This is a genomic window from Kitasatospora sp. cg17-2 (assembly GCF_054031055.1).
The window spans coordinates 9,006,165-9,029,013 of sequence record NZ_CM132923.1; the positions used below are offsets into that span (position 1 = coordinate 9,006,165).

At 74.8% G+C, this 22,849-nt stretch carries 15 protein-coding genes; 11 read left to right on the forward strand and 4 right to left on the reverse strand.

Annotated features, from left to right (window positions below):
* Positions 1 to 130 precede the first annotated feature (130 nt).
* The 8 genes from ACW14Y_RS37875 (at position 131) to ACW14Y_RS37910 (ending at position 16,390) form a co-directional block, all read left to right on the forward strand.
* Complete coding sequence (locus ACW14Y_RS37875; RefSeq protein ID WP_456985048.1) at positions 131 to 5,452, forward strand: amino acid adenylation domain-containing protein; 5,322 nt, start codon at positions 131 to 133, stop codon at positions 5,450 to 5,452.
* Entirely contained in the window at positions 5,449 to 11,139 is a 5,691-nt protein-coding gene (locus ACW14Y_RS37880) for a non-ribosomal peptide synthetase/MFS transporter (RefSeq protein ID WP_456985049.1), read from the forward strand. Before ACW14Y_RS37875 ends, ACW14Y_RS37880 begins: the two co-directional genes overlap by 4 nt.
* 146 nt (positions 11,140 to 11,285) lie before the next feature.
* On the forward strand, positions 11,286 to 11,699 hold the full coding sequence (locus ACW14Y_RS37885) for a VOC family protein (protein WP_380305147.1): 414 nt from the start codon (positions 11,286 to 11,288) through the stop codon (positions 11,697 to 11,699).
* Positions 11,700 to 11,994: 295 nt separating this feature from the next.
* The gene (locus ACW14Y_RS37890) at positions 11,995 to 12,648 is read left to right on the forward strand and encodes a GAP family protein (RefSeq protein WP_456985050.1); all 654 of its coding nucleotides are present in this window, start codon (positions 11,995 to 11,997) and stop codon (positions 12,646 to 12,648) included.
* A 141-nt stretch (positions 12,649 to 12,789) separates the two neighbouring features.
* Positions 12,790 to 13,452 carry a hypothetical protein gene (locus ACW14Y_RS37895; protein ID WP_380392461.1) on the forward strand — a complete coding sequence of 221 codons (663 nt, stop codon included), beginning with the start codon at positions 12,790 to 12,792 and terminating at the stop codon, positions 13,450 to 13,452.
* Between the two features lie 301 nt (positions 13,453 to 13,753).
* Complete coding sequence (locus tag ACW14Y_RS37900) at positions 13,754 to 13,957, forward strand: cold-shock protein (RefSeq protein WP_030918248.1); 204 nt, start codon at positions 13,754 to 13,756, stop codon at positions 13,955 to 13,957.
* Between the two features lie 368 nt (positions 13,958 to 14,325).
* Complete coding sequence (locus tag ACW14Y_RS37905; protein ID WP_380385012.1) at positions 14,326 to 15,894, forward strand: DEAD/DEAH box helicase; 1,569 nt, start codon at positions 14,326 to 14,328, stop codon at positions 15,892 to 15,894.
* A 100-nt stretch (positions 15,895 to 15,994) separates the two neighbouring features.
* Entirely contained in the window at positions 15,995 to 16,390 is a 396-nt protein-coding gene (locus ACW14Y_RS37910; RefSeq protein WP_380305155.1) for a CBS domain-containing protein, read from the forward strand.
* Positions 16,391 to 16,452: 62 nt separating this feature from the next.
* Here ACW14Y_RS37910 and ACW14Y_RS37915 read toward each other — a convergent pair whose 3' ends face one another.
* A complete protein-coding gene (locus tag ACW14Y_RS37915) occupies positions 16,453 to 16,752 on the reverse strand; it encodes a hypothetical protein (RefSeq protein ID WP_380305157.1) in 300 nt (99 codons plus the stop codon).
* Positions 16,753 to 16,953: 201 nt separating this feature from the next.
* Between ACW14Y_RS37915 and ACW14Y_RS37920 the strand changes: the two genes are divergently transcribed.
* Positions 16,954 to 17,760: a ferritin-like domain-containing protein gene (locus tag ACW14Y_RS37920; RefSeq protein ID WP_380441451.1), complete on the forward strand. Its 807-nt coding sequence runs from the start codon at positions 16,954 to 16,956 to the stop codon at positions 17,758 to 17,760.
* A complete protein-coding gene (locus ACW14Y_RS37925) occupies positions 17,757 to 18,575 on the forward strand; it encodes a ferritin-like domain-containing protein (RefSeq protein WP_456985051.1) in 819 nt (272 codons plus the stop codon). Before ACW14Y_RS37920 ends, ACW14Y_RS37925 begins: the two co-directional genes overlap by 4 nt.
* 89 nt (positions 18,576 to 18,664) lie before the next feature.
* Here ACW14Y_RS37925 and ACW14Y_RS37930 read toward each other — a convergent pair whose 3' ends face one another.
* The 3 genes from ACW14Y_RS37930 to ACW14Y_RS37940 all read right to left on the reverse strand — a co-directional run bounded on the left by ACW14Y_RS37930 (position 18,665) and on the right by ACW14Y_RS37940 (position 20,834).
* Positions 18,665 to 19,318, reverse strand: coding sequence for a carbonic anhydrase (locus ACW14Y_RS37930; RefSeq protein ID WP_456985052.1), 654 nt, complete (start codon positions 19,316 to 19,318; stop codon positions 18,665 to 18,667).
* A 191-nt stretch (positions 19,319 to 19,509) separates the two neighbouring features.
* Positions 19,510 to 20,253, reverse strand: coding sequence for an anti-sigma factor (locus ACW14Y_RS37935; RefSeq protein ID WP_380305165.1), 744 nt, complete (start codon positions 20,251 to 20,253; stop codon positions 19,510 to 19,512).
* Positions 20,250 to 20,834 carry a sigma-70 family RNA polymerase sigma factor gene (locus ACW14Y_RS37940; RefSeq protein ID WP_456985053.1) on the reverse strand — a complete coding sequence of 195 codons (585 nt, stop codon included), beginning with the start codon at positions 20,832 to 20,834 and terminating at the stop codon, positions 20,250 to 20,252. Before ACW14Y_RS37940 ends, ACW14Y_RS37935 begins: the two co-directional genes overlap by 4 nt.
* 529 nt (positions 20,835 to 21,363) lie before the next feature.
* On the opposite strand from ACW14Y_RS37940, the gene ACW14Y_RS37945 reads away from it, so the two are divergent.
* Positions 21,364 to 22,809, forward strand: a complete 1,446-nt coding sequence (locus ACW14Y_RS37945; RefSeq protein ID WP_456985054.1) for a hypothetical protein — start codon at positions 21,364 to 21,366, stop codon at positions 22,807 to 22,809.
* Positions 22,810 to 22,849: the final 40 nt, after the last annotated feature.

Genomic DNA, 22,849 nt, shown 5'->3' on the forward strand with positions numbered 1-22,849 from the left:
ACGGCGAGAGCTGACCAGCGCTCAGAGTTCGACAACACCGGGACGCTTGACAGGGCCCGCCCCGGTGTCATGGCAGGTTCACGAGGGGGGATCGACAATGGCGTCGGCGGACACGTTCGGGACCGGTCCGGTGCATCGGGCGTTCGAGGAGACGGCGCGACGGGCTCCGGACGGGACCGCCGTGGTGGTGGGGACGGTCCGGACCACCTACGCGGAGCTCGACCGGCGGGCCGGTGCGGTGGCCCGCGAACTGCGCCGACTGGGGGTCGGGCGGGGTGCACTGGTCGGAGTGTGCCTGGACCGGGACGAGTGGCTGCTCCCCGCGCTGCTGGGGGTCTGGAAGGCCGGCGCGGCCTACGTGCCGTTGGACCCGGCCTACCCGGCGAGCCGGTCGGAGTACATCGCCGCGGACGCCGGGATCTCGCAGCTGATCACCTCGGCGGCCGTCCTCCGGCGCCGCGGCGACGTCCTCCCGGCCACCGGTGACGGCCCGCTGCTGGTCGAGACGGTCGGCCCGGGCACCGAGGAGCAGACCGGCCTCGATCCTGCCGACGACAGCGGCCCGACGGACGCCGCCTACGTGATGTACACCTCCGGCTCCACCGGACGACCCAAGGGGGTCGTGGTCGAGCACCGCAACGTGGCCGCCCTGCTGCGGTGGGAGTCGTCCGTCTACTCCGCCGACGAACTCCGCGGGATGCTGGCCGCCACCTCGGTCTGCTTCGACCCGTCCGTGACGCAGCTGTTCCTCCCGCTGCTCCGCGGCGGCACGGTGATCCTGGCCGAGAACCTGCTCGCACTGTCCGCCCTCCCCGCGCGGGACCGGGTCACCACCGTCTACGGGACGCCGTCCGCGCTCGCCGCCCTGGTGCGCGAGCCGCTGCCGCCGGGCGTGCGCACCGTCCGCGCGGGCGGCGAACCCCTCACCCGGGCCCTCGCGGACCGGATCCACGCCAACCCCGGCGTCCGCAGGGTCGTCCAGAGCTACGGCCCGACCGAGTGCACCGTGAGCTGCGTGACGCACGAGGTGCCCGCGGACGGACGGGCGGAGCCGCCGATCGGGTCGCCCTACGCCGGGAGCGGGCTCTCGGTGCGCGACCGCGCCGGGAACCCGCTCGGCGACGGCGAGACCGGGGAACTCTGGGTGTCCGGTCCGCTGGTCGCCCGGGGCTACCTGGCCAGGCCGGAGCTCACGGCCGAACGGTTCGTCACCGACGCCGCCGGAGTCCGGCACTACCGGACCGGCGACCTCGTCCGGCGGGTCGACGGGCTGCACCACTTCGCCGGGCGGATCGACGACCAGGTCAAGGTCCGCGGCTTCCGGATCGAGCTGGGCGAGGTCGAGGCGACGCTCGCGGGGCACCCGGCCGTCCGGCACGCCGTGGCACTGGCACCGGCCGACCAGGACGGCACCCGACTCCTCCTCGCCTACGCCGAGTCGGCCGACCGGACACTCACCGGACCGCGGCTCCGCACCTGGCTGCGGGAGCGGCTGCCGGACCACCTGGTCCCCTCCCGGATCGCGGTCCTCGACCGGCTGCCCCTCGGACCGACCGGCAAGACCGACCGCGCCGCGCTGGCCGAGGTCGGGTTCGGCCGCGCCGTCGACACCGAGTACGCCGCCCCGCGCGCCGGCACCGAGCAGCGGATCGCGGAGACCGTCGCCGGCGCCCTCGGCCTGGAGCCGGCGGAGATCGGCCTCCACGACGACTTCGCGGCGCTCGGCGGACATTCGCTGGCCGCCGCCCGCGTCTGCGCCGTCCTGGGCCGCGACTTCGGCACGGCCGTGTCACTGACGGACTTCCTCGCCGCGCCCACCGTCGCCGGACTCGCCTCGCTGCTGCGGGCCCGGGCCGCCGACCGTTCGGGCCACGCGCCCGAGCCCGCGCTGGTCCGCCACCCCGGCCGGGACCGCTACCCGCTGACGGCCGCGCAGCAGGGCATGTGGCTGCTGCGGCAGATCGGTCCCGGCGGGCGCGCCACCACCATCGCCTTCCGGCTGCGCCTGCGGGGAGTGCCGGGCGCGGCGCGGCTGCGGGCCGCGCTGGACGCGGTGGTCGAGCGGCACGAGGTGCTGCGCAGCGTCGTACTGACCGGTTCCGCGGCGGAGGCCTCCGGTCGGCCGGTCGACGGGGAACCGGCCGACGGGGAACCGGTCGCCGAGGTCCGCCCGCCGGCCCCGGTGCCGTTCGAGGAGCACGATCTCAGGGGAGTGTCCGGGGCGGAGCAGGTGAAGCAGGCGGCCGAGCTGACGCGCGCGGCCGCGAGCCACGTGTTCGACCTCGCCACCGAGACACCGCTGCTGCGGGCCGCACTGCTCCGGCTCGACGAGGACGACGCCGAACTGGTCCTCGTGACCGACCATCTGGCGTTCGACGGCTGGTCGATCGGCGTGCTGATGTCGGAGCTGGCCGCCGACCTGGCGGCCGGGGCGGACGACACGCCGGCGGACGGCCGGTCGGGCCACGACCCCGGTCTCGCGCCACCGCCCGTCCAGGTCGGCGACATCGCGCTGCACGAACGCGCGCTCGCCGCCGGGCCCGAGCGGGCGGAGCGGCTGCGGGCCTTCTGGGCCCGGGAGCTGGCGGACGCCGTCCCGCCGCACGACCTCCTCCCCGCCGCGCGCCCGGGTTCCGGCAGGCCGGGCGGCGAACGGCTGGCCCGTCCCCTCGACGCCGGGACGGCGGCCGTGCTGCGCGAGCTCGCGGCCGACTGCGGATCCACTCCGTTCGCGACGTTCCTGACCGCGCTCGGCGTGCTGGTCGCCGGCCTTACGGGCCGGTCCGACGTCGTCCTCGGCGCAGCCGTGGCGCACCGGGCACACCCCGAGCTGGAGGCGGTGGTCGGGCCCCTGGTCGGGATCAGTCCGATCAGACTGGGGCTGGCGGCGGGGGAGTCCTTCCGGAGCGCCGTCGGCCGTGCCGCCGCCACCACCGCCCGGGTCATGGACCGTCCGGGGTTCACCGTGCAGGAGGCCTTCGAGGCGGCCGGCATCGAGCACCCCCGGGGAACGATGGGGACCCCGGTCGTGCTCTCGCTCCAGCCGGCCGGCCTTCCGGTGGCGGTGGAGCACGACGGCGTCCGGCTGGAACTGCTCGGCGAGACGACCGACGGCGGGACGCAGGCACCGCTGACCGTGTTCGTCAACGAGACGGTGCGGGGGCCCGAGCTCCGGATCGCGTACGACACGGACCGGTTCGGCCCGGCCGACGCGGAGGCGTTCGCCGACCGGCTGCTCCGGATCCTGTGCGCCGCGGCGGCCGATCCGGACCTTCCGCTGTCGGCCCTGGAGCTGGTGAGCCCGGCGGAGCGGGCCGAACTGCTCGCCGTCGGCACCGGAGCCGCGCTGCCGGCCGACGGTCCGCGGACCGTGGTGGCGGCCGTGCTCGACCAGGCCGCCCGGCGGCCGGCCGCGGTGGCCACCTCCGACGCGGCCGGTGAACTCGGCTACGCGGAACTGGCCGAGTGGTCGCGGCGGGTGGCCGAGGCCCTGCTTCCTGCGGCATCGACCGCATCGACCGCATCGACCGCATCGGCGGCATCGGCGACCGCGACCGTGGCGGCGACCTCGACGGCAACGGCGTTCGAGCCCGAGGCGGAACCGACGGGTGCGTTCACCGTCGGGGTCTGCCTTCCCCGCGACCGTTTCCTCCCCGCGGCCCTGCTCGGCGTCCTGCGGGCCGGTGCGGCCTACGTCCCCCTGGAACCGGACCAGCCCGTCGAACGGCTGCGCGCCCAACTCGCCGACTCCGGCGCGACCGTCGTCGTCGCCGCCGGGGAGACCCTCGCGCTCGCCGGTGAACTGGCCGAGGCGGTCGGTGCCGGCCTCCTCGATCTGGGCGGCGCGGGCAGCCCCGGGCCCGTATGGGTGCACTTTGCAAAGTGCGCTGCGCACTTTGCAAAGTCTTCAGGGACTTTGCAAAGTGCACCCACGGGGCCGGTGGCACTGCCCGAGCCGACCCCCGAGGGGCTGGCCTACGTGCTGTACACCTCCGGTTCGACCGGCCTGCCCAAGGGTGTGGAGGTCACCCACGCGAACCTGGCGGCCTTCGTGGCCGCGATGCGGATCGCACCGGGCGTCCGGCCCGGCGACGTCATGCTGGGGCTCACCTCGCCGGCCTTCGACGTGTTCGGGTTCGAACTCTGGGTCGGCCTGTCCTGCGGGCTCCGGCTGGCGATGCTGGACGGCGAGGCCGCGGTGGACGGGCATGCCGTCGCGCGATTCATCGACCGGGCCGGGGTGACGCTGATGACCGCCACCCCGACGACGCTCCGGATGCTGGTCGCCGCCCAGTGGTCGGCACCGGGGGTGCGCGTCGTCAGCATCGGCGAGCCGATGGATCCCGCCCTGGCGGGCGAACTCCTCTCTCGCACAGGCGAGTTGTGGAATGCCTACGGGCCCACCGAGAGCACGGTCTACTCGACCGCGGCACGGGTGGCGGCCCCCGTCGGCGAGGCGGTGCCGATCGGCCGCCCGCTCGCCGGGGAGAGGGCCTATGTGCTGGACGCCATGGGCCGGTTGGTGCCGCCGGGAGTGACCGGGGAGCTGTGGATCGGCGGTGCGGGTGTCGCCAGGGGCTACCGGAACCGGCCCGACGCGACCGCGGCGGCGTTCGAGGCGGACCCGTTCGTCGCGGACCCGCTCGCGGCGGACCCGTTCGCACCCGCCGGCAGGCGCTACCGGACCGGCGACCTGGCCCGCTGGCGGCCGTGGGGGCCGTGGGGGCCCTCCGGAGCAGAGGCCGGGGAAGCCGGGGGAGGCACCCTCGAATTCCGGGGCCGCCGCGACCAGCAGGTGAAGCTGCGCGGCCACCGGGTCGAACTCGGCGAGATCGAGACCGCCCTGCGCGCCGAACCGGCGGTGGTGGACGCGGCCGTCGTGGTGCTCGGCGCCGGAGCGGACGCCCACCTGGTCGGCTACCTCGCGGTGGACCCCTCGGCGGCGGCCGCCTTCAGCGCGCCCGCGGTCGAGGAGCGCCTGCGCGTCCGCGTCCCGGACCACATGGTGCCCCGGCGGTGGGTCGTGCTCGACGCCCTGCCCCTGACGGCCTCGGGCAAGGTCGACCGGACCGCCCTCCCCGCGCCCGGTCCGGAGTCCGGCCGCGAACCCGGCCGCGACCGGATCCCCCCGCGCACCGATGCCGAACTGCTGGCGGCCGAGGTGTGGGAGGCCGTGCTCGGTGTCGTCGAGGTCGGCGCCCACGACGACTTCTTCGCGCTCGGCGGGCATTCGCTGGCGGCCACCCGGGTCACGGGGCGGCTGATGGCGGCGCTGGACCTCGCCGTGCCGGTGCGGCTGCTGTTCGAGCACCCGGTCCTGGCCGACTTCGCCGCCGGGCTGGAGGCGCTGCTGCTGGCCGACATGGTCGCGACGCCCGGTCCCGCGGACCCGCCCGACCTCGCCACCCCCGCCGTCCACTCCGCCTCCCACCCCGCCGGCGGTGCCGCATGACCGAGGTGTCCGCCGAGCGGCGCGGCTCCCAGGACCCCCGGCTCGCCGACGCCCTGCGCGCCCGGCTGGCCTCGGCCCGCCGCACCGCCGCCCGCAGCACGCCCGCGATACCCGCCCGGCCGGACGGGGACGCCCCGGCGCCGCTGTCGGCCGCACAGGCACGGCTGTGGTTCCTCACCCAGCTGGACCCGGAGAGCACCGCCTACCGGATCCCGGTCGCGCTGCACCTGGACGGCCCGCTGGACCGCGCCGCGCTGCTGGGGTCGGTGCGGGACCTCGCCGAACGGCACCACGTCCTGCGGAGCCTGATCGTCGAGACCGACGGCGAACCGGCGACCGTGACCGGTCCGGCGGACGCGGTGCCGCTGGCCGAGGTCGACCTGACCGGGCCGGGCGGCCGGGAGTCGCTCGACCGCCGCCTCCGGGAGGACCTCAGCAGGCCGTTCGACCTGGCCTCGGAACCGCCCCTGCGGGCGATGCTGTTCCGGCTCGGCGCCGAGGAGCACGTACTGGCACTGACGGTCCACCACATCGCCTTCGACGCCTGGTCGAGGACGCTGGCGGTGGCGGAACTGGCGGCACTCTACTCGGCCCGGCTCGGGCCGGCCGAGCCCCCCGCACCGCCGCCGGTCCAGTACGCGGACTACGCGCACTGGCTCTCCCGGCGACCGGCGGAAGGGGACCGCGCGGAGGCCGACCTGGGTTGGTGGGTCCGTGCGCTGTCCGGCCTGGAGCCGGTCCTCGACCTGCCCACCGACCGTCCCCGCCCACCGGTCGCGGACCGGACGGGCGCGGAACTGCCGGTGGTCCTGCCCCCCGCCCTGACCGCCAAGGTGCGCGGGCGGGCCGCCGAGGTCGGCTGCACGCCGTTCATGGTGCTGCTCGCGGTCTGGCAGGAGCTGCTCGCCCGGCTGTCGGGCGTCGACGACGTGCCGGTCGGCGTGCCCGAGGCGGGACGACGGCATCCCGACACCGAGCGCGTGATCGGCTTCTTCGTCAACACCCTGACCATGCGGACCGACCTGTCGGGCGGGCCGAGCGGCCGGGAGCTGCTGCAGCGGGTGCGCGACGTGGCGCTGGAGGCCTTCGCCCGCACCGAAGTCCCGTTCGAACGGATCGTGGACCGGCTGCGCCCCGCGCGCGACCTCTCCACCACGCCGATCTTCCAGGTCCTCCTCAACGTGATCGACACCCCGGCGGTGGCGCCGCGCTTCCCGGGCCTGGTGGCGAGGGTCTTCGCCCCACCGGCGACAACGGCCAAGTTCGACCTGAACCTGGCGTTCGCGGCCACCTCGCCGAGCGGCCCGGGCGACGCTGACAGCAGCAGCGACACCCACGCGGCCGGCGACACCTACCAGGGGTCGCTGATCTACCGCACCGACCTCTTCGACCGGCCCACCGCGCGGCGGATCACCGAGTGGTACACGGCCCTGCTGGACGGCGTGCTGTCCGATCTCGACCGCCCCGTGCGCGAGGTGGCGCTCGAACCGGTGGACGGACCGCTGCTGTCCGGGCCGCGCCGGGAGTTCGACCTCACCCGGCCGCTGCACAGCCTGGTCGAGCGCTGGGCGGCCGAACGGCCCGACGCGACGGCGGTCGTGGGCCCCGACGGCGAACTCACCCACGGACAGCTGGAGCGGCGGGCGAACCGGCTCGCGCGCCGGCTGCTCGCGGCCGGAGTCGAACCGCACGACCCGGTCGCCGTCCTGGCCGACCGCCGCACACCGCTGGTGGTCGCCCTGCTCGCCACCCTCAAGGCCGGTGCGGTCTACCTGCCGCTCGACCCGGCCTACCCGGACGACCGGCTGGCCGACATCCTGACCACGGCGGGCGCGCGGATCGTCCTGGCGGAGCGCGAGTTCGCCGGGCGCGCCCCCGGCCCGGCCGGCGCCGCCCCGGAACTCCTGATCCTCGACGATCCGTCCGCTCCGGACTCACCGCCGGACCACCCCGACGGCACGGCACCGGGCGTGGTCGTCGATCCGGACGCACCGGCCTATCTGATCTTCACCTCGGGCTCGACCGGCCGCCCCAAGGGCGTCACGGTCGAGCACCGCCAGATCACCCACTACCTGCACGCCGTGACGGAGCGACTGGCCGACCGCGACGTCGCCGGGGGCTCGTTCGCCCTGGTGTCGACCCATGCGGCGGACCTCGGCCTGACCAACCTGTTCGGGGCGCTGGCCACCGGCGGCACGGTGCACCTGGTGGACCGCGAGGTGGCGACCGACCCGGAGGCGTACGGGGAGTACCTGGCGGCGCACCCGGTCGACGCGGTCAAGATGGTGCCCAGCCACCTGGAACTGCTCGCCGCCCACGGGGATCTCGGCCGGGTGCTGCCGCGCAGGCTGCTCGTCCTCGCGGGCGAGGCCTGCTCGTGGGACCTGGTGGCCAGAATCCGTTCCGCGCGGCCCGAGTTGGCCGTGCAGGTGCACTACGGCCCGACCGAGACCACGGTGTCCGTGCTCGGCAACGCCGTGGAGGAGACCCCGCCGGGCCGGCGTTCGGGGACGGTCCCGATCGGTCGGCCACTGGCGGACGTGGACTGCTGGGTGGTCGACCCCGACGGCCGGCCGCTGCCCGCCGGGGTGCCGGGCGAGCTGTGGATCGGCGGGCCGAGCGTGGCGCGCGGCTACTTCGGCCGCCCCGATCTGACCGACGAGCGTTTCGTTCCCGACCCGGTGACCGGCACGGCGCGGTGCTACCGCTCCGGGGACCGGGTCCGGCTGAACGGGGCCGGACTGTTCGAGTTCCTCGGGCGGGTCGACGACCAGGTCAAGATCCGCGGCTTCCGGGTGGAGCCGGGCGAGGTGGCCACGGCGCTGCGGGAACTGCCGGAACTCGCCGAGGCGGTCGTCCTCCCGGTCGGCGAGGCCCACGCCGCGCGGCTCACCGCCTGGGTGACTCCCGCCGCACCCGGCTCCGCCGTGGACGTCGCCCGCGTGCGCACGGCCCTGCGCGGGCGACTGCCCGACTACATGGTGCCCTCGGCGATCGTCGTGCTCCCCGCGCTGCCGCTCAACCCGAACGGGAAGGTGGACAGGGCCGCCCTGCCCGCACCCGAACCGGCGGCCAGCACCGAGCACGTCGCCCCGAGCACGCCGACCGAGCTGCGCGTCGCCCGGGCCTGGGCACAGGTCCTCGAACTCGGCACGCCCGACGGCACCGACACCGACACCGGCACCGGACCGGGCACCGGTATCGGCATCGACGACGACTTCTTCGCCCTGGGCGGCGACTCCTTCCGGGCGGTACGCGCCGTCCGGGCCATCGACCCGACCCTGCGGGTGATCGACCTGTTCACCCGGCCGACCGTCCGCGAGCTGGCCGCGTTCCTCGACGCGGCCGGGGCGGACGGACCCGACGGCGAGCGCCGCCTGCTGCACCGGCTGGCGGGCCCGCCGCCCGGCCGCCGGCCGACCGTCACCGTGGTCTGCGTCCCCTACGGCGGCGGCTCGGCGGCCGCCTACGGCCCGCTCGCCACCGAACTGGCCGCGGCGATGCCCGGCGCGGCCGTGCTGGCCGTGGAACTGCCGGGACACGACCCGGCCCGACCGGACGAGCCGCTGCTCCCGCTGACCGTGCTGATCGACCGGGTCGTCGCCGAACTGGCCGGGCCGACCGGAGCGGCCCCGGCGACAGGCCCCGGTCCGGTGGTGGTGTACGGCCACTGCGTCGGCTCGGCCGCGGCCACCGAACTGGCGCTGCGCCTGGAGGCCGAGGGCGTCCCGGTGACCGGACTGCTGGTCGGCGGCAGCTTCCCCGGCGCGCGGCTGCCGGGGCGGCTGTCGACCTGGCTGCGCGCCAGGTTCCCGGCCACCCGCTGGACCTCGGACCGGGCCTACCGGGACTTCCTGCGCACCCTCGGCGGCATCGACGACGACGGTGACGGGACCGGAGACGGGACCGGCGACGGCAGTAGCGGAGGGAACGCCGAAGCGGCCGACGCCGCACAGCGGACCATGCTGCGCGCGCTGCGCCACGACGTGGACCAGGCCCAGGGCTGGTTCACCGGCGAACTGACCGGGCCGGACGCCCGCAGGCTGCGGGCCCCGGTGCTCTGCGTGATCGGCGAACGCGACCGGTCCACCGAGCTCTACCAGGAGCGCTTCGCGGAGTGGGGCGCCTTCGCCGACCGGGTGGAGCTGGCCACTCTCCCCAGAGCGGGCCACTACTTCCTCAAGCACCAGGCCGCCCAGCTCGCCGCGCTCGTCGGCGAGCGGCTCGGCGCCTGGGCCGACGGCCTGCTGCCGGAGCCGGTCGCGGACGTCACGGTCGTCGGCGGGAGGGCGCGCCGGGACCTCAGGGACTTCTACCTCGTCGCCGCGGGCCAGACGGTCTCCCTGATCGGCAGCGCGCTGACGTCGTTCGCCCTCGGTGTCTGGGCCTACCAGCGCAGCGGGCGGGTCGCCGACTACGCGCTGATCAGCATGCTCGCGATGCTCCCGGCGATCGTCGCGGGTCCGCTGGGCGGCGCGGTGGCGGACCGGATCGACCGCCGCCGGGTCATGCTCGCCTGCGACGCCGTCTCCGCGACCGCCACGGTGTCCCTGGTGGCCGCGCTGTGGAGCGGCGGCCCGGGGCTCTGGCAGGTCGGTCTGATCGTGGGCGTCATGTCGCTGGTGACGGCGTTCCGGCGCCCGGCCTATCTGGCGGCCGTCGCCCAACTGGTGCCCAAGCCGTACCTGGTGCAGGCCAACGGGCTGGCCAACCTCGGTGCCGGATTGGGCACGCTGATCGCCCCGCTGGCCGGCGGCGCGCTGATCGGGCTGGTCGGTCTGCCCTGGGTGGTGGCCGTGGACGTCGCGTCGTTCCTGGTCGGCCTGGCCGCGCTGCTGCGGGTGCGCTTCCCCGACCGGCTCTTCCGCCGACAGGAGGAGTCCTTCGCCCGGACCGTGGTCGGCGGCTGGCGGTTCCTGGCCCGGCGTCGCCCGCTGCTGGTCATGATCGTGTTCTTCATGGTGGAGAACTACCTGGGCACGCTCGCGGTGACGCTGACGGTTCCGAGCGTGCTCTCCTTCAGCGGCACCACCGCGGTGGGCGTGGTCACCGCGGTCGGCGGCGCGGGGGCCGTGGCGGGCAGCCTGGTCGTGGCGCTCTGGGGCGGCACCGCCCGGCGGGCGACCGGCATGGTGGGGTTCGTGGGCGGCGTCGGCCTGGGTGTCGTCCTGGTCGGCCTGCGTCCGTCGGTGACGCTGGCGGCCGTGGGCGCACTCGTCTGGTGGGCGTCCATGAGCATCCTCAACGCGCACTGGCTGGCGATCATCCAGCTCAAGGTCGGCCCCGACCTCCAGGGCCGGGTGCTCGCCACCAACCAGATGCTCGCCGTCGCCATGACGCCGCTGGCCTTCCTCAGCGCCCCGCCCCTCGCCGAGCGCTTCTCCGGTCTGCTGGAGCGGGGCGGGGCACTGGCGGGCACCGTGGGCCGGGTCCTCGGTACCGGGCCCGGCCGGGGCACAGGCCTGCTCCTCGTCACCTGCGGGGTGCTGCTGATCGGCTGGGCCGTCCTGGGCCTGTCCTACCGCCCCCTGCGGTACCTGGAGGACGGTCTGCCGGACGCCGTCGCCGGGGCGGAGATCGCCGAGGACCTCGACGCCCTCCAGGCCGCGGCCGACCTGGCCCTGACCGGCCGTGCTCCGGCTGACCGTCTGTCAGGTTCCTCCATCCGCTCCGCTCACGTGGATTGACCGATGGTCAAGCGCGAATCCGACCGCGGCCATGGCCTGGTTATACGGCTCGTACACGTCTAGAGTGCCGATCGCGCGCCGATCGGAAGGCCGGGCTCCGGTCCGGTTGTTCGGCACGTCCACATTCGGAACGCAAGGAGCACGGCATGAAAGCGCACGTCAGCTCGATCCTCCTCGGTGTCCAGGACCTGGACCGGGCCAAGCGGTTCTACATCGAGGGCCTCGGCTGGAAGATCAAGAACGACTTCGGTGTCTCGGTGTTCTTCGAGTCGGACGGCGCCTCGCCGGTCGGCTTCTACGACCGCAAGGGTCTGGCCGACCAGGTGGGCACGGACGCCGAGGGCAGTGGCTTCAGCGGTCTGGTCCTGACCTATGTCGTCCGCAGCCAGGCGCGGGTGGACGAGATCGTCGCGGAGGCGGCGAAGGCCGGCGCCACGATACTCAAGCCCGCCGGCGCCCTGCCGTGGGGCGGGTACGGCGGCAGCTTCGCCGACCTGGACGGCTACATCTGGAGCCTCGGCTACAGCGCCCCGGGGGCGGACCAGCCCTACGCGGAGTAATCGCGGCCTCCCGACTCGCAGTTGCCCGGGACGGCACGGCGCGCGCCGTGCCGTCCCGGGCACGGTGGCACCCGGTGGCTCCGGACGGCGTCCGGCGGCTCGAAGCCGGTGGCGGTCCGACCACGGAGCGCGCGGCGCCCGGCGGGTACGTGCCGGCCGGCCCGGGCCGCTGGAGCTCCGGCCGCGCGGGCGGCGGCGGGGTGGTGGGGCGGGTAGCTTCGTAGCAGGGAAACCGGTGCGGGCGTACCGAGCCGCCCCGCGCTCCCGAGACACCGGGTGCGGAGGAGGGATCCCCGTGGACACCGTGATCGGCGAGGTCGTCCCGCTCGCGCTGGGCATCGCGCTGTCGCCGGTCCCCGTCGTCCCGGCGATCTTCCTGCTCTTCACGCCCCGGCCCAGGGCCGCCGCCGGGATGTTCCTGGCCGGTTGGGTGGCCGGGATCCTCCTGGTCGCGTCCGCCCTCGCCGCGCTCGCGGTGTTCGTCGAGGCCCGCGAGGAGACGCCGACCTGGGCGTCCTGGGCCAGGACCGGTCTCGGCGCGGTGCTCCTCCTGGCCGCCGCGCGGCAGTGGCGCTCCGGCGCGGCGAAGGGGACCCCGGGGTGGATGAGGACGCTCACGGACGCCACGCCCGCCAAGGCCCTGCGGCTGGGGGCGCTGCTGTCGGGGGTCAATCCGAAGGTGGTCCTGCTGTCGGCGGCCGCCGGCCTGACGATCGGCGCGGCCGAGCTGGGGTCCGCGCGGACCGTCGTCGCCGTGGCGGTGTTCACCGCGGTGGCGGCCACGACCGTCGCGCTCCCGCTGCTGCTCAACCTGGTCGCGGGCGAGCGCGTCCTCACCCCGCTGGGCCGGGCGAGGAGCTGGCTGGAGCTCCACAACAGCGCCGTGACGGCCGTGGTCCTGGCGGTGATCGGCGTCCTTCTGGTGCTCGACGGGGTGTCGGGACTGTGACCGCCGGGTCCGGGCCCGGACCGGGCCCGGCCACCTGCGCGTACCAGGCCGGCTGGCGGTCGCGCGCGACCGGGCCGAGGCTGGTGGGCAGCAGGATCGGGCCGCTGGTGGCCCGACCGTGAGGCGGAGGCGGATCCCCCCATGCAGCGTTTCCTCCACGCGCGGGAGCGGGCGTCCGGCGGGTCGAACCGCCGCGCCGGTCTCGTCGCGATCGCACTCGCCGGTTCGGTGCTGGTCGCCGCCGGGTGCTCGTCCTCCTCGTCCACCTCCACCTCGCCGTCCACGGCGTCCTCGCGCCCGTTCTCGCCGGACGCGAGTTCCTTCTCCGGAGAGCTGCCCTCCTCGGTGGCCTCCGCCAAGTCCTCGCTGCTGGAATCGGCCTCGGCGGCCGCGTCCGCGGCGTCGGCCGCCGCTTCCCGGGCCGAGGCCTCGCGGTCGGCGGCGGCCGCCTCGTTCGAGGCGTCCGTCTCGGCCCAGCTGGCCGCCGGCCGGGCCGAGGCGCAGTCGGTGCTGTCCAAGACGGAGGGCACCGGCAACGCCCTGTCGGACATCACGCTCACCGGCCTGCCCAAGGCGCAGACCGCGGGCCTCAACGCCGCGCTGGTGACGGTGGTGAACAGCACCTCCTCGACGGCCTCCTACGCGATCAAGGTCGAGTTCCTGGACGGCGACCAGGTGGTGGACAGCACCGTCCTGGGGATCAAGGACGTCGCCGCGGGGGCGAAGGCCACCGCCACGGCGTTCAGCCCGCTCGACACCGACAAGGCGCTGGTGCCCCGGGTCGCCCAGGCGCAGCGGTACTGAGCACGAAGGGCCGGTGGCGGCGGCGCGAATTTCCGGCCGCCGCCTCGGAAAATATGCGGTCGGTCGGCGGCCCCCGGGAGGGGTGCCGCCGAACCCGGAGCGAAATATCCGTCCGCAGGGGGTCCGGGCCTGCTACAGTCGTCGTAGTTGCAGTAGTGGTTCCCATGAACTTTGTGTGCGCCTGCTGATGATCGGCAGGCGCATTTTTGTTTCCCGGCTCTTCCCCGGGTGGGTGCTCCCGCGGTGATTCGGAGCGTGCACTGTGCACGTTCCGGAAATTCCCCTTGAAGGAGATTTTTTTATGGCTAATGGCACTGTGAAGTGGTTCAACGCGGAAAAGGGCTTCGGCTTCATCGAGCAGGAGGGTGGCGGCCCCGACGTCTTCGCCCACTACTCGAACATCAACGCCAACGGCTTCCGCGAGCTGCTCGAGGGCCAGAAGGTCGAGTTCGACGTCACGCAGGGCCAGAAGGGCCCGCAGGCCGAGAACATTCGTCCGCTGTAGTTTTTCTGCCACGGCACCCGCCTGGTAGCGAGGGGCCCGAACCGCGTACATCATGTCCGGTCCGGGCTCCTCGGCATTGCGCCACGACGCGCATCACGGGCCGTTCCGGCCCCGGCTCCGCCACCGGCTGCCATCCCCCACGCGAGACGCACAGCGCCGCGTCCGGATCGGCGCCCCGCCGTGACAGTTCACGGTTCGAGGTTCCGCGCCCCCGCTTCCCGCGGTGAGCGCCGACTGCAGGTGACGTGCCGCACGGTTTCACCGTCCACGCTCCGCTCTCCACATCTTCGGCCCGTTCCTCGCGGCCTCCTGCCTGCGCCCTGCGCTGCGGAGCCCCCTTGCGACGCGCCGTCCAAGGAAGGTTTCGCATGAACCGTTCCACTCGTTCCCCCTACCGGAACACCGACTCCCGTTCCGGTTCCTCCTCCCGTCGCTCCTCCGGCGGCTCCTACGGGTCCCGCTCCGGCGGCGGTTCCTTCTACGGCGACCGGCCCTCCGGCGGTCGCGGCTCCCGTCAGGGTTCCTCCCTGCAGGGGGAGTTCGCGATGCCGGTGAGCACCACCCCGTCGCTGCCGGCCGTCGAGACGTTCGACGAGCTGGAGATGCCGAAGGCCCTGCTGTCGGTCCTGACCCGCCAGGGCGTCACCGCCCCGTTCCCGATCCAGGCCGCGACGCTGCCGAACTCGCTGGCCGGCCGGGACGTCCTCGGACGGGGCCGGACCGGCTCCGGCAAGACCATCGCGTTCGGCCTCGCCGTGCTGGCCAGGACCGCCGGGCAGCGGGCCGAACCGCGCCGCCCGCTGGCGCTGGTGCTGGTGCCCACCCGGGAGCTGGCGCAGCAGGTGACCGACGCGCTGACGCCGTTCGCCCACGCGGTGCGACTGCGGATGGCCACGGTCGTCGGCGGGATGTCGATCGGTCGGCAGGCGCAGACGCTGAACCGGGGCGCCGAGGTCGTGGTGGCCACCCCCGGCCGCCTCAAGGACCTGATCCAGCGCGGCGACTGCCAGCTGGACGGGGTCGGCATCACGGTGCTCGACGAGGCCGACCAGATGGCCGACATGGGCTTCCTGCCGCAGGTCACCGAGCTGCTGGAGCAGGTGGCCGAGGGCGGGCAGACGATGCTGTTCTCGGCGACCCTGGACCGCAACGTCGACCGGCTGGTCCGGCGCTTCCTCAAGGACCCGGTGACGCACTCGGTGGACCCGTCCGCCGGAGCGGTCAGCACGATGGAGCACCACGTGCTGCAGGTGCAGAGCTTCGACAAGAACGCCACGATCGCGCACATCGCCTCCCGCGAGGGCGGGGTGATCATGTTCATCGACACCAAGGACGGCGCCGACCGCCTGGTGGACAACCTGCTCGCCAACGGCGTGAAGGCCGCCGCCCTGCACGGCGGCAAGTCCCAGCCGCAGCGCAACCGGACCCTGGAGCAGTTCCGCAACGGCCAGGTCACCGCGCTGATCGCCACCAACGTCGCCGCCCGGGGCATCCACATCGACGGCCTCGACCTGGTCGTCAACCTCGACCCGCCGAGCGACCACAAGGACTACCTGCACCGCGGCGGCCGCACCGCCCGGGCCGGGCAGTCCGGCACCGTCGTCACCCTGGTCCTGCCCAACCAGCGCCGCGGCATGGCCCGGATGATGGCCACCGCCGCCATCACTCCGATCACCACCCGCGTCAATGCCGGTGACGAGGAGCTGGCCCGTATCACCGGCGCCCGGGTGCCCACCGGAATCCCCGTCGTGATCGAGGCCCCCGTCGTGGAGCGCTCCCGCCGCGGCCCGTCCACGAGCCGCAACCGGCGCAGCCGCCCCGCCCGCCCCGTGGGCGGTTCCGGTTCCGGTTCCGGGACCGGCGGTGGCACCGGAGCGGGTTCCGCGGGTCGCCGCCGGGCACCCAGGCGCGCCGCCTCCGCCTCCGCCTCCGCGTAGGGCGCCCGGTGAACGGGCGGGGGCGCGCGACCGGCGCGCCCCCGCCCGTTCCTGCTCCCTCGTTCCCGCCCCGCCGACACCGACCCTGTGGAGTCCGCCCATGACGCTCACCCTCGAACGCCCCGCGGCCACCACCGCGGTCGGCGACCTCATGCGCCGCCCCGAGCTCCAGATCAGCGACGACGTCATGGTGGACGTGGCGATCGACATCCTGCGCGGCTCCGGCGCCGACCACGTCCTGGTCCGCGACGACGACGGCTGCTGCGCGGGGCTGCTGTCCCGCGCGCACCTCGCGCAGTTCGAGGTCCGCTCCCGGCAGTCCGAGCGGATCCCGGTCCGCGACATCGCCTTCGACCGGGGCCCGTTCGCCACCGCCGACCTGCCCGCCGCCGCGGCGGCCGCCGCCATGCGCGCCCGGGGACTGGCCGTGTGGCCGGTGGTGGACCACGACGGTCACGCCGTCGGCCTGTTCGAGCCCGCGGGACAGGACATCTAGCTGGTTCCGTGCCGCGAGGTCGGGCGGCCCCGGCCACGCCGCCGGTCTGTTGGGCCAGCGGGTCAGGCGGCCCCGGTCACGCCGGGGGCGATGTAGCGCCGGTGGAGCGGGAGGAACTCGGTCTCCGGTTCGCCGGTGATGCCCGCTTCCCGGACCGCGGCCGCGAGTCGCTCGGCGAAGAACCGCTCGAAGGCGGCGCGCGAGGTCCACACGTCGACCACGCGCAGCGCGCCGGGCTCGAACCAGGCCACATGCATCAGAGCGCCCTCCGGAGCCCGCTCCTCCCAGCCGACCGCCACCCGCGTGGCGTCGTACTGCTCGGGTGTGACCCCGGCCCACCGCATCGACAAGACCTCGGCCATCGCGAACACCCGCTCCCGTCGCGTGCGCCGCCGGCGGCCCGGAGGCGCCTCCCCTCCAGGAGACCGCAGAACCCCGCCGACCGCACCCCGTCACCCGTTCGGGTGAATGCCGGGGTGTCGGGCAAGCCGCGCCGTACGTGACGCCGAAGGCCCCACGTACGAGCCCGCGAGTGGCGGGCTCCCGGCCGGGACAGGAGCACGATGCCTCCAGAGCACATCGACACCCGGCTGCTGGTGGAACTCACCGAGCAGTCGCAGGACCTGAACAGCGACGCGTCGCGGATCACGCGGAGCGCGCTGGCCGACTTCGGGCAGGCGGTCGAGCCGGTCCGGCGCCGGTGGTGGGAGCGCGGCGGGGCGCTCGCCGCGGCGGTCGGGACGGTCGCGCTCCTCGGCGGGCGCCGGGCCTTCGCCGACAGCCCGTCCCCGTCGGCGTCCATGGCCGACGACATCATGGCGCTGCAGACCGCCGCCTCGATCGAGAACCTGGCGGTGAGCGTCTACCGGACCGCCGCGGGCCTGCCGTTCATCAAGGACGGCAACAAGACGGTGGCCGCGTTCGTCGCGAAGACCACGCAGCAGCACGAGGCCCACGCCCAGGCGTTCAACGCCGCCGCGACCCAGGCCGGCGGCCGGGCCCAGAGCGGCCCGGACGCCAAGTACAAGGCCGTGGTGGACCAGATGCTGCCGAGTATCAAGGGCCCGGCGGACGTGGTGAAGCTGGCCATCACCCTGGAGGACGTGGCGGCGCAGACCTACACCAAGAACGTGTCCCAGGTGAGCAACGCCGACCTGCGCAAGCTCTTCGCCTCGGTGGCCCCGGTGGAGGCCCAGCACCGCGCGACCCTGCTCGCGGTGCAGGCGCTGCTGGCGGGCAACGCCGCCGACCTGGTCACCATCCCGGTGGACCCGTCCAAGCTGCCCGCGGCGGCCGGCAGCGTCGGCTTCCCCGACGCCTTCTACCGCACCGACAATGCTTCCCCGATCAGTGAAGGGGCCGTGAAGTGACGACCACCGAGGGCGGCTGGACGCTCCCCGTCAGCGAGGGCGAACTCGCGGGCCTGACGCGCGAGCTGCACGAGGCGCACCAGGACACGCTGCCGGCCATGCGGGCCGGAGCCCGCGACCTGGTCGAGGAGGTCCGGGCCCGCGGGGCCGACGGGCCGCGCGACCTCGGGCGGCGCCGGTTCCTGCTCGGCGCCGGTGGCGCGGCCGCCGCGCTGACCCTGGCCGCCTGCTCCAGCAGCGGGTCCGGGGGCTCGCCGGCGCCGGTCCCCGGTTCGCCCTCCGGTTCGCCGTCCGGCTCGGCCTCCGGGCAGTACACCGGTGACCTCAAGGTGGTCGCGCTGGCCACCGCGCTGGAGAACCAGGCGGTGGGCGCCTACCAGGCCGCCCTGGACGCCGCGAAGGCGGGCCGGCTCGGCACCGTCCCCCCGGCGGTCGCGACCTTCATCACCACCGCGATGGGCCAGCACGCCGACCACGCCAAGGTCTGGAACTCGGTCCTGACCGGTGCCGGGAAGCCCGCCATCTCGGATGTGCCGCTGTCCAACCAGCCGGCCACCCTCAAGGCCCTGGGCGAGGCCACGGACGTCGCCGCGGTCGCGAAGCTGGCCCTGTCGCTGGAGGACCAGGCCGCGCAGACGTATCTGTTCGCGACCTACAACGTCACCAGCCCCGGTGGGATCGCCACCGCCGCCACCATCGCCCCCGTCGAGGCGATGCACGCCGCGATCCTCAACTACGTGCTGGGCCAGTACCCCGTTCCCGACGACTTCCTGCCCGTCGACAAGGCGGCCGGTCCCGGCCTGCTCACCGTCTGAGCGGGGTCGTCCGAAGACCGGTGCGGGTCCGGGCGCGGGATGTCGAGTCCCTCGCGCCCGGGCCCGCACCTCCGTGCCTCACCGGAGTCTCACTCGGGGTCGGCGGCCGCCGCGCCGGCCGTCACGTCCACGTCGCGGCCCGCGACCAGGTGGGCGGTGCCGTCGGCCAGGCGGTAGGTCAGGCCGACCACGGCGGTGGTGCCCTCGGCGACCGCGTCGGAGAGGCAGCGGGAGCGCTCCAGCAGCAGGTCCACGGTGTGCCGGACGTGCTCGGCGATGAAGTCCGCGTCCTCGGTGTGCCCGGCGGCGTTGGCGGCCAGCACACTCGGGGTCACCCGTTCGACGACGTCCCGCACGTAGCCGGGCGCCGAGGTGCCGGCCGCGACGGCGGCCCGGGTGGCGGCGACGGCCCCGCAGGAGTCGTGGCCCAGCACCACCACCAGGGGGCAGCCGAGCACGCTGACCCCGTACTCGATGCTGCCGAGCACCTCCGGCCCGGTGACATGGCCCGCGGTGCGCACCACGAACATGTCGCCGAGGCCCTGGTCGAAGATGATCTCGGCGGCGAGGCGGGAGTCGGAGCAGCCGAACAGCACCGCGAACGGTGCCTGGGCGGGCGCGGTCTCGGTCCGGCGGGCGGCGTCCTGGTTCGGGTGCTCGGGTATGCCCGCGACGAACCGGTGGTTGCCGGCCAGCAGCGTATCGAGGGCTTCCTGGGGGGTCATAGGCTGTGTGTCGGTCATGGCCGCAGACTATGACCTCCCCGTTCGCGCGGCGTGGGCGGTACCGCCCACCGGGTCGTGGACGGCCGTCTCCGTCACGGTCCGGCTGCGCAGGGTGACCGACCGGGCTGCGGCGGGCCGGGCCGGGCCGGGTCGGTTCGGGTCAGGTCGGGTCAGGTCGGGGCGGGGCGGGGCGGGGCGGGGCGGCCGGGTCAGGTCAGCGGCAGCAGCATCAGGGGCCGTCCGGTGGGGAGGGCCGATCCGCCGGAGGGTTCCTCGGTCACACCGACCCCGACGGCGCCGCCGACCCGGCCGGTGAGCAGCAGCTGCCCGTCGCCCGAGGGCAGCAGTCCGGCCGGACGCATCGTGCCGCCGTCGCTGAACCAGAGCTGATAGGTCCGCCCCGGCGGCAGGGCGGGCATGCCGGTGACGAGGAACGCCGCCTGCCCGCGACCGGCCGACCAGACCACCGTGCCGACGGCCGTGCCGGAGGCCGAGGTGGCGGTGCGCGCGTCCGGGGCGGTCAGCAGGCCGGTGACGGCCGCCTGCCGCTCGGCCTCGCGGCCGGCCGCGACCTCGGCCCGCTCGGCCCGGTCGTACTGCTGGACGGCGAGGGCGCCCAGGGCCGCCGCCGCGGCCAGGCACGCGGCCACCGCCGTCAGCGGCCATCGCGGCGCCGGCCGCGACGCGCGCCGGAGCCGGCCGGCGGACGCCGTCGACGGCGGGAGCTGACGGATCTCGCCGATGCCCGCCAGCACCCGCGCCTTGAGCGCGGGAGCCGGCTCCACCGACTCGGCGGCCCCGAGCCGGGCCGCGGTCACCTCGAACTCGGCGACCTCCTGCGCGCAGGCCGGGCACCGGGCGAGGTGCCGCTCGAACGCGGCCCGCTCCTCCTCGGGCAGGGCGTGCACGGCGTACGCGCCGGTGAGGGTGTGCAGGTCGGGTGCCGCGTTCATGAACCAACCCCCAAGCAGTCGCGCAGGCGGATCAGACCGTCCCGCATCCGGGTCTTGACGGTGCCGAGCGGGGTGCCCAGCACTTCGGCGACCTCGGGGTAGGTGTACCCCCGGTAGTACGCCAGGGTGACCGATTCGCGTTGGAGCCGGGTCAAGGATTCGAGGCACCGGCGGACCTGCTCGCGCTCCAGCCGGCCCTCGACCTGCTCGGCGACCTCGTCGAACGCGGGCGCGTGCGAGCGCGCGGCCACCTTCTGCTCCCGGTCGGCGGCCGCCTGCGCGGTCCGCACCCGGTCCACCGCCCGCCGGTGGGCCATCGTCAGCACCCACGCCATCACCTCGCCGCGCTCCGGTTCGTACCGGGCGGCCGTGCGCCACAGCTCGAACATCACCTCCTGGGCGACCTCCTCGGACTGCGCCGGGTCCCGCAGCACCCGCCGGACCAGGCCCAGCATCGGTCCGGACACCGCGTCGTACAGCCGGGAGAACGCCTCCTGGTCGCCGAGCGCCGTCCTGGCGACCAGTTCCTTCAGATCCGGACCCCGGTACCGGGGCCCGGCGAGGTACACGACGGCGCTCACCGGCCCGTCCCCCCGCACCCGGTGGCACTCCTGGCCACGATCGACAGCCGGGGCCCGCCGCCGGGTCGGCAGCTGCGCATGAAGACCTCCTGGTCCGCTGGGAAATCGCTCCGTCGTCATTCGTGGCCGTCGGGTCGGCGGATTGCCCCGGAACCGGGGTTCTCGGCCGTCGATGCGGCCGTCTCGCGGAGTGGCCGCGTACTCGTCCCCCGCCGCGCGCTCGGTTAGAGTCCCTGGCATGACCCTGCTCGTGAGCCGCCGCCATGTCGACCATGGCCGTGCCACCACCACGGGTTGTCGCCACGTCGTCTGACGCGGCCCGCACTCCGCCGACACCTCGTCCGTCGTACGAGGCGGCCGGCCGCTCCGGAACCCGCGCCGATCGGCCCCGTTCCCACCTGCACGCACGCACCCGCACCCCTGCGCACGCACGTCCGCGCGCGTGCGGGGCGCCCGTGTGCCGCGCACGAGCGGGACGGTACGGCCACCGGGTTCCCCCTCCCCCTCGACCACAGGAACGGGATCCTCCATGCGCCCGCGCACCCAACGCGCCGTCCGGACCGCACTGACCCTCGCCGCCGCGGCGGTGCTCTGCACCCCCGCCACCGCCGCCCAGGGCGCCGGCGGCACCTTCGGCCCGCTGCCGCCGCCGAACCCCGCCACCGCCGCGAACGGTACCGCGACGATGCACGGCGACAGTGCCTCCAGCGACACCACCCCCTACGCGGGGCCCGGCAGCGGCGCCGTCGACTGGAGCCGTACGGCGCTCGCTTCGGCCTGCCCGACGGTGGTGATCGGCGGTGACCGCCGCCCGGTGGTCCTCTGCACCACGATCTTCGGGCGGACCCCGACCGTGCACCTGCTCGACCCCGGGACCGGCGCCGACCTCGCCTCGCTGGCTCTGCCCAAGGGGAGCCTGTTCGGCGGGGTCTACGCCTACCTCGACCACACCGACGCCCTGGTCCTCGTGGACGGCGGCAACAACCTGCTGCGGATAGGCCATCACCTCACGGCCGACGGATGGGAGTTGACGGTCGACGAGTCGACCCCGCTCGGGGCGGCCGTCCCGGCCGGGGACAGCATCACCGGCCTCAGCCCCGGCTGGAACGGCCGGGTCTGGTTCGCCACCGGCGGCGGAACCATCGGCACGGTCGACACCACCACCGGTGCGGTCCGGACCATCAGCACCGGCGAGGGAGTGCAGAACAGCATCTCCACCGTCCCCGGTCACACCGCCGTCGCCACCGACCACGCGCTCTACCTGCTCACCGAGACCCCCGACGGCACCCCGACCGTCGAGTGGCGCGCCCCCTACGACCGGGGCCCCGGCCGCAAGCCCGGCCAGCTGAGCTGGGGCACGGGCGCGACGCCCAGCTTCTTCGGCCCCGGGACCGGCACCGAGTACGTCACCATCACCGACAACGCCGCGCCGCACGAGAACCTGCTCGTCTACCGGGTCGCCGGCGGCCCGGACCCCGTCTGCACCACGCCCGTCCTCACCCAGTTCCCCGCGAGCGGGACCGAGGACGCCGTGATCGCCTCCGGCCGCAGCGTCTTCGTCACCAACACCTACGGCTACCCGTACCCGGCCCTCCCGGCCGGGGCGCCCGCCAGTGTCCCGGCCTCGGCCGGGTTCGACGGCGGGCTGAGCCGCGTCGACCTCGACGCCGACGGGAACGGCTGCCACCCGGTCTGGAACAGCAACGTCAAATCGGCCGCACTGCCGCGGCTCTCACTGGGCGACGGGAAGATCTACACCTTCACCGTCAGCGGCCCGACCGGCTCGGCGGGATCCCAGACCTTCGCGTCCTACTCCTACGCCACCGTCGACCCCGGGACCGGCGCCCAGCTCTCCAGTTCCTGGATCGGCCTCGGGCTGCTCTACAACCCGCTCCAGATGACCGGCACCACCGGCCCGGACGGAACGCTCTACCAGGGCACCGAGACCGGCGTGATCAGGGTGACCCGCCGCTGACTTGCCGCTGACCCGCCGCTGACGCGACGGCTGCGCAGCA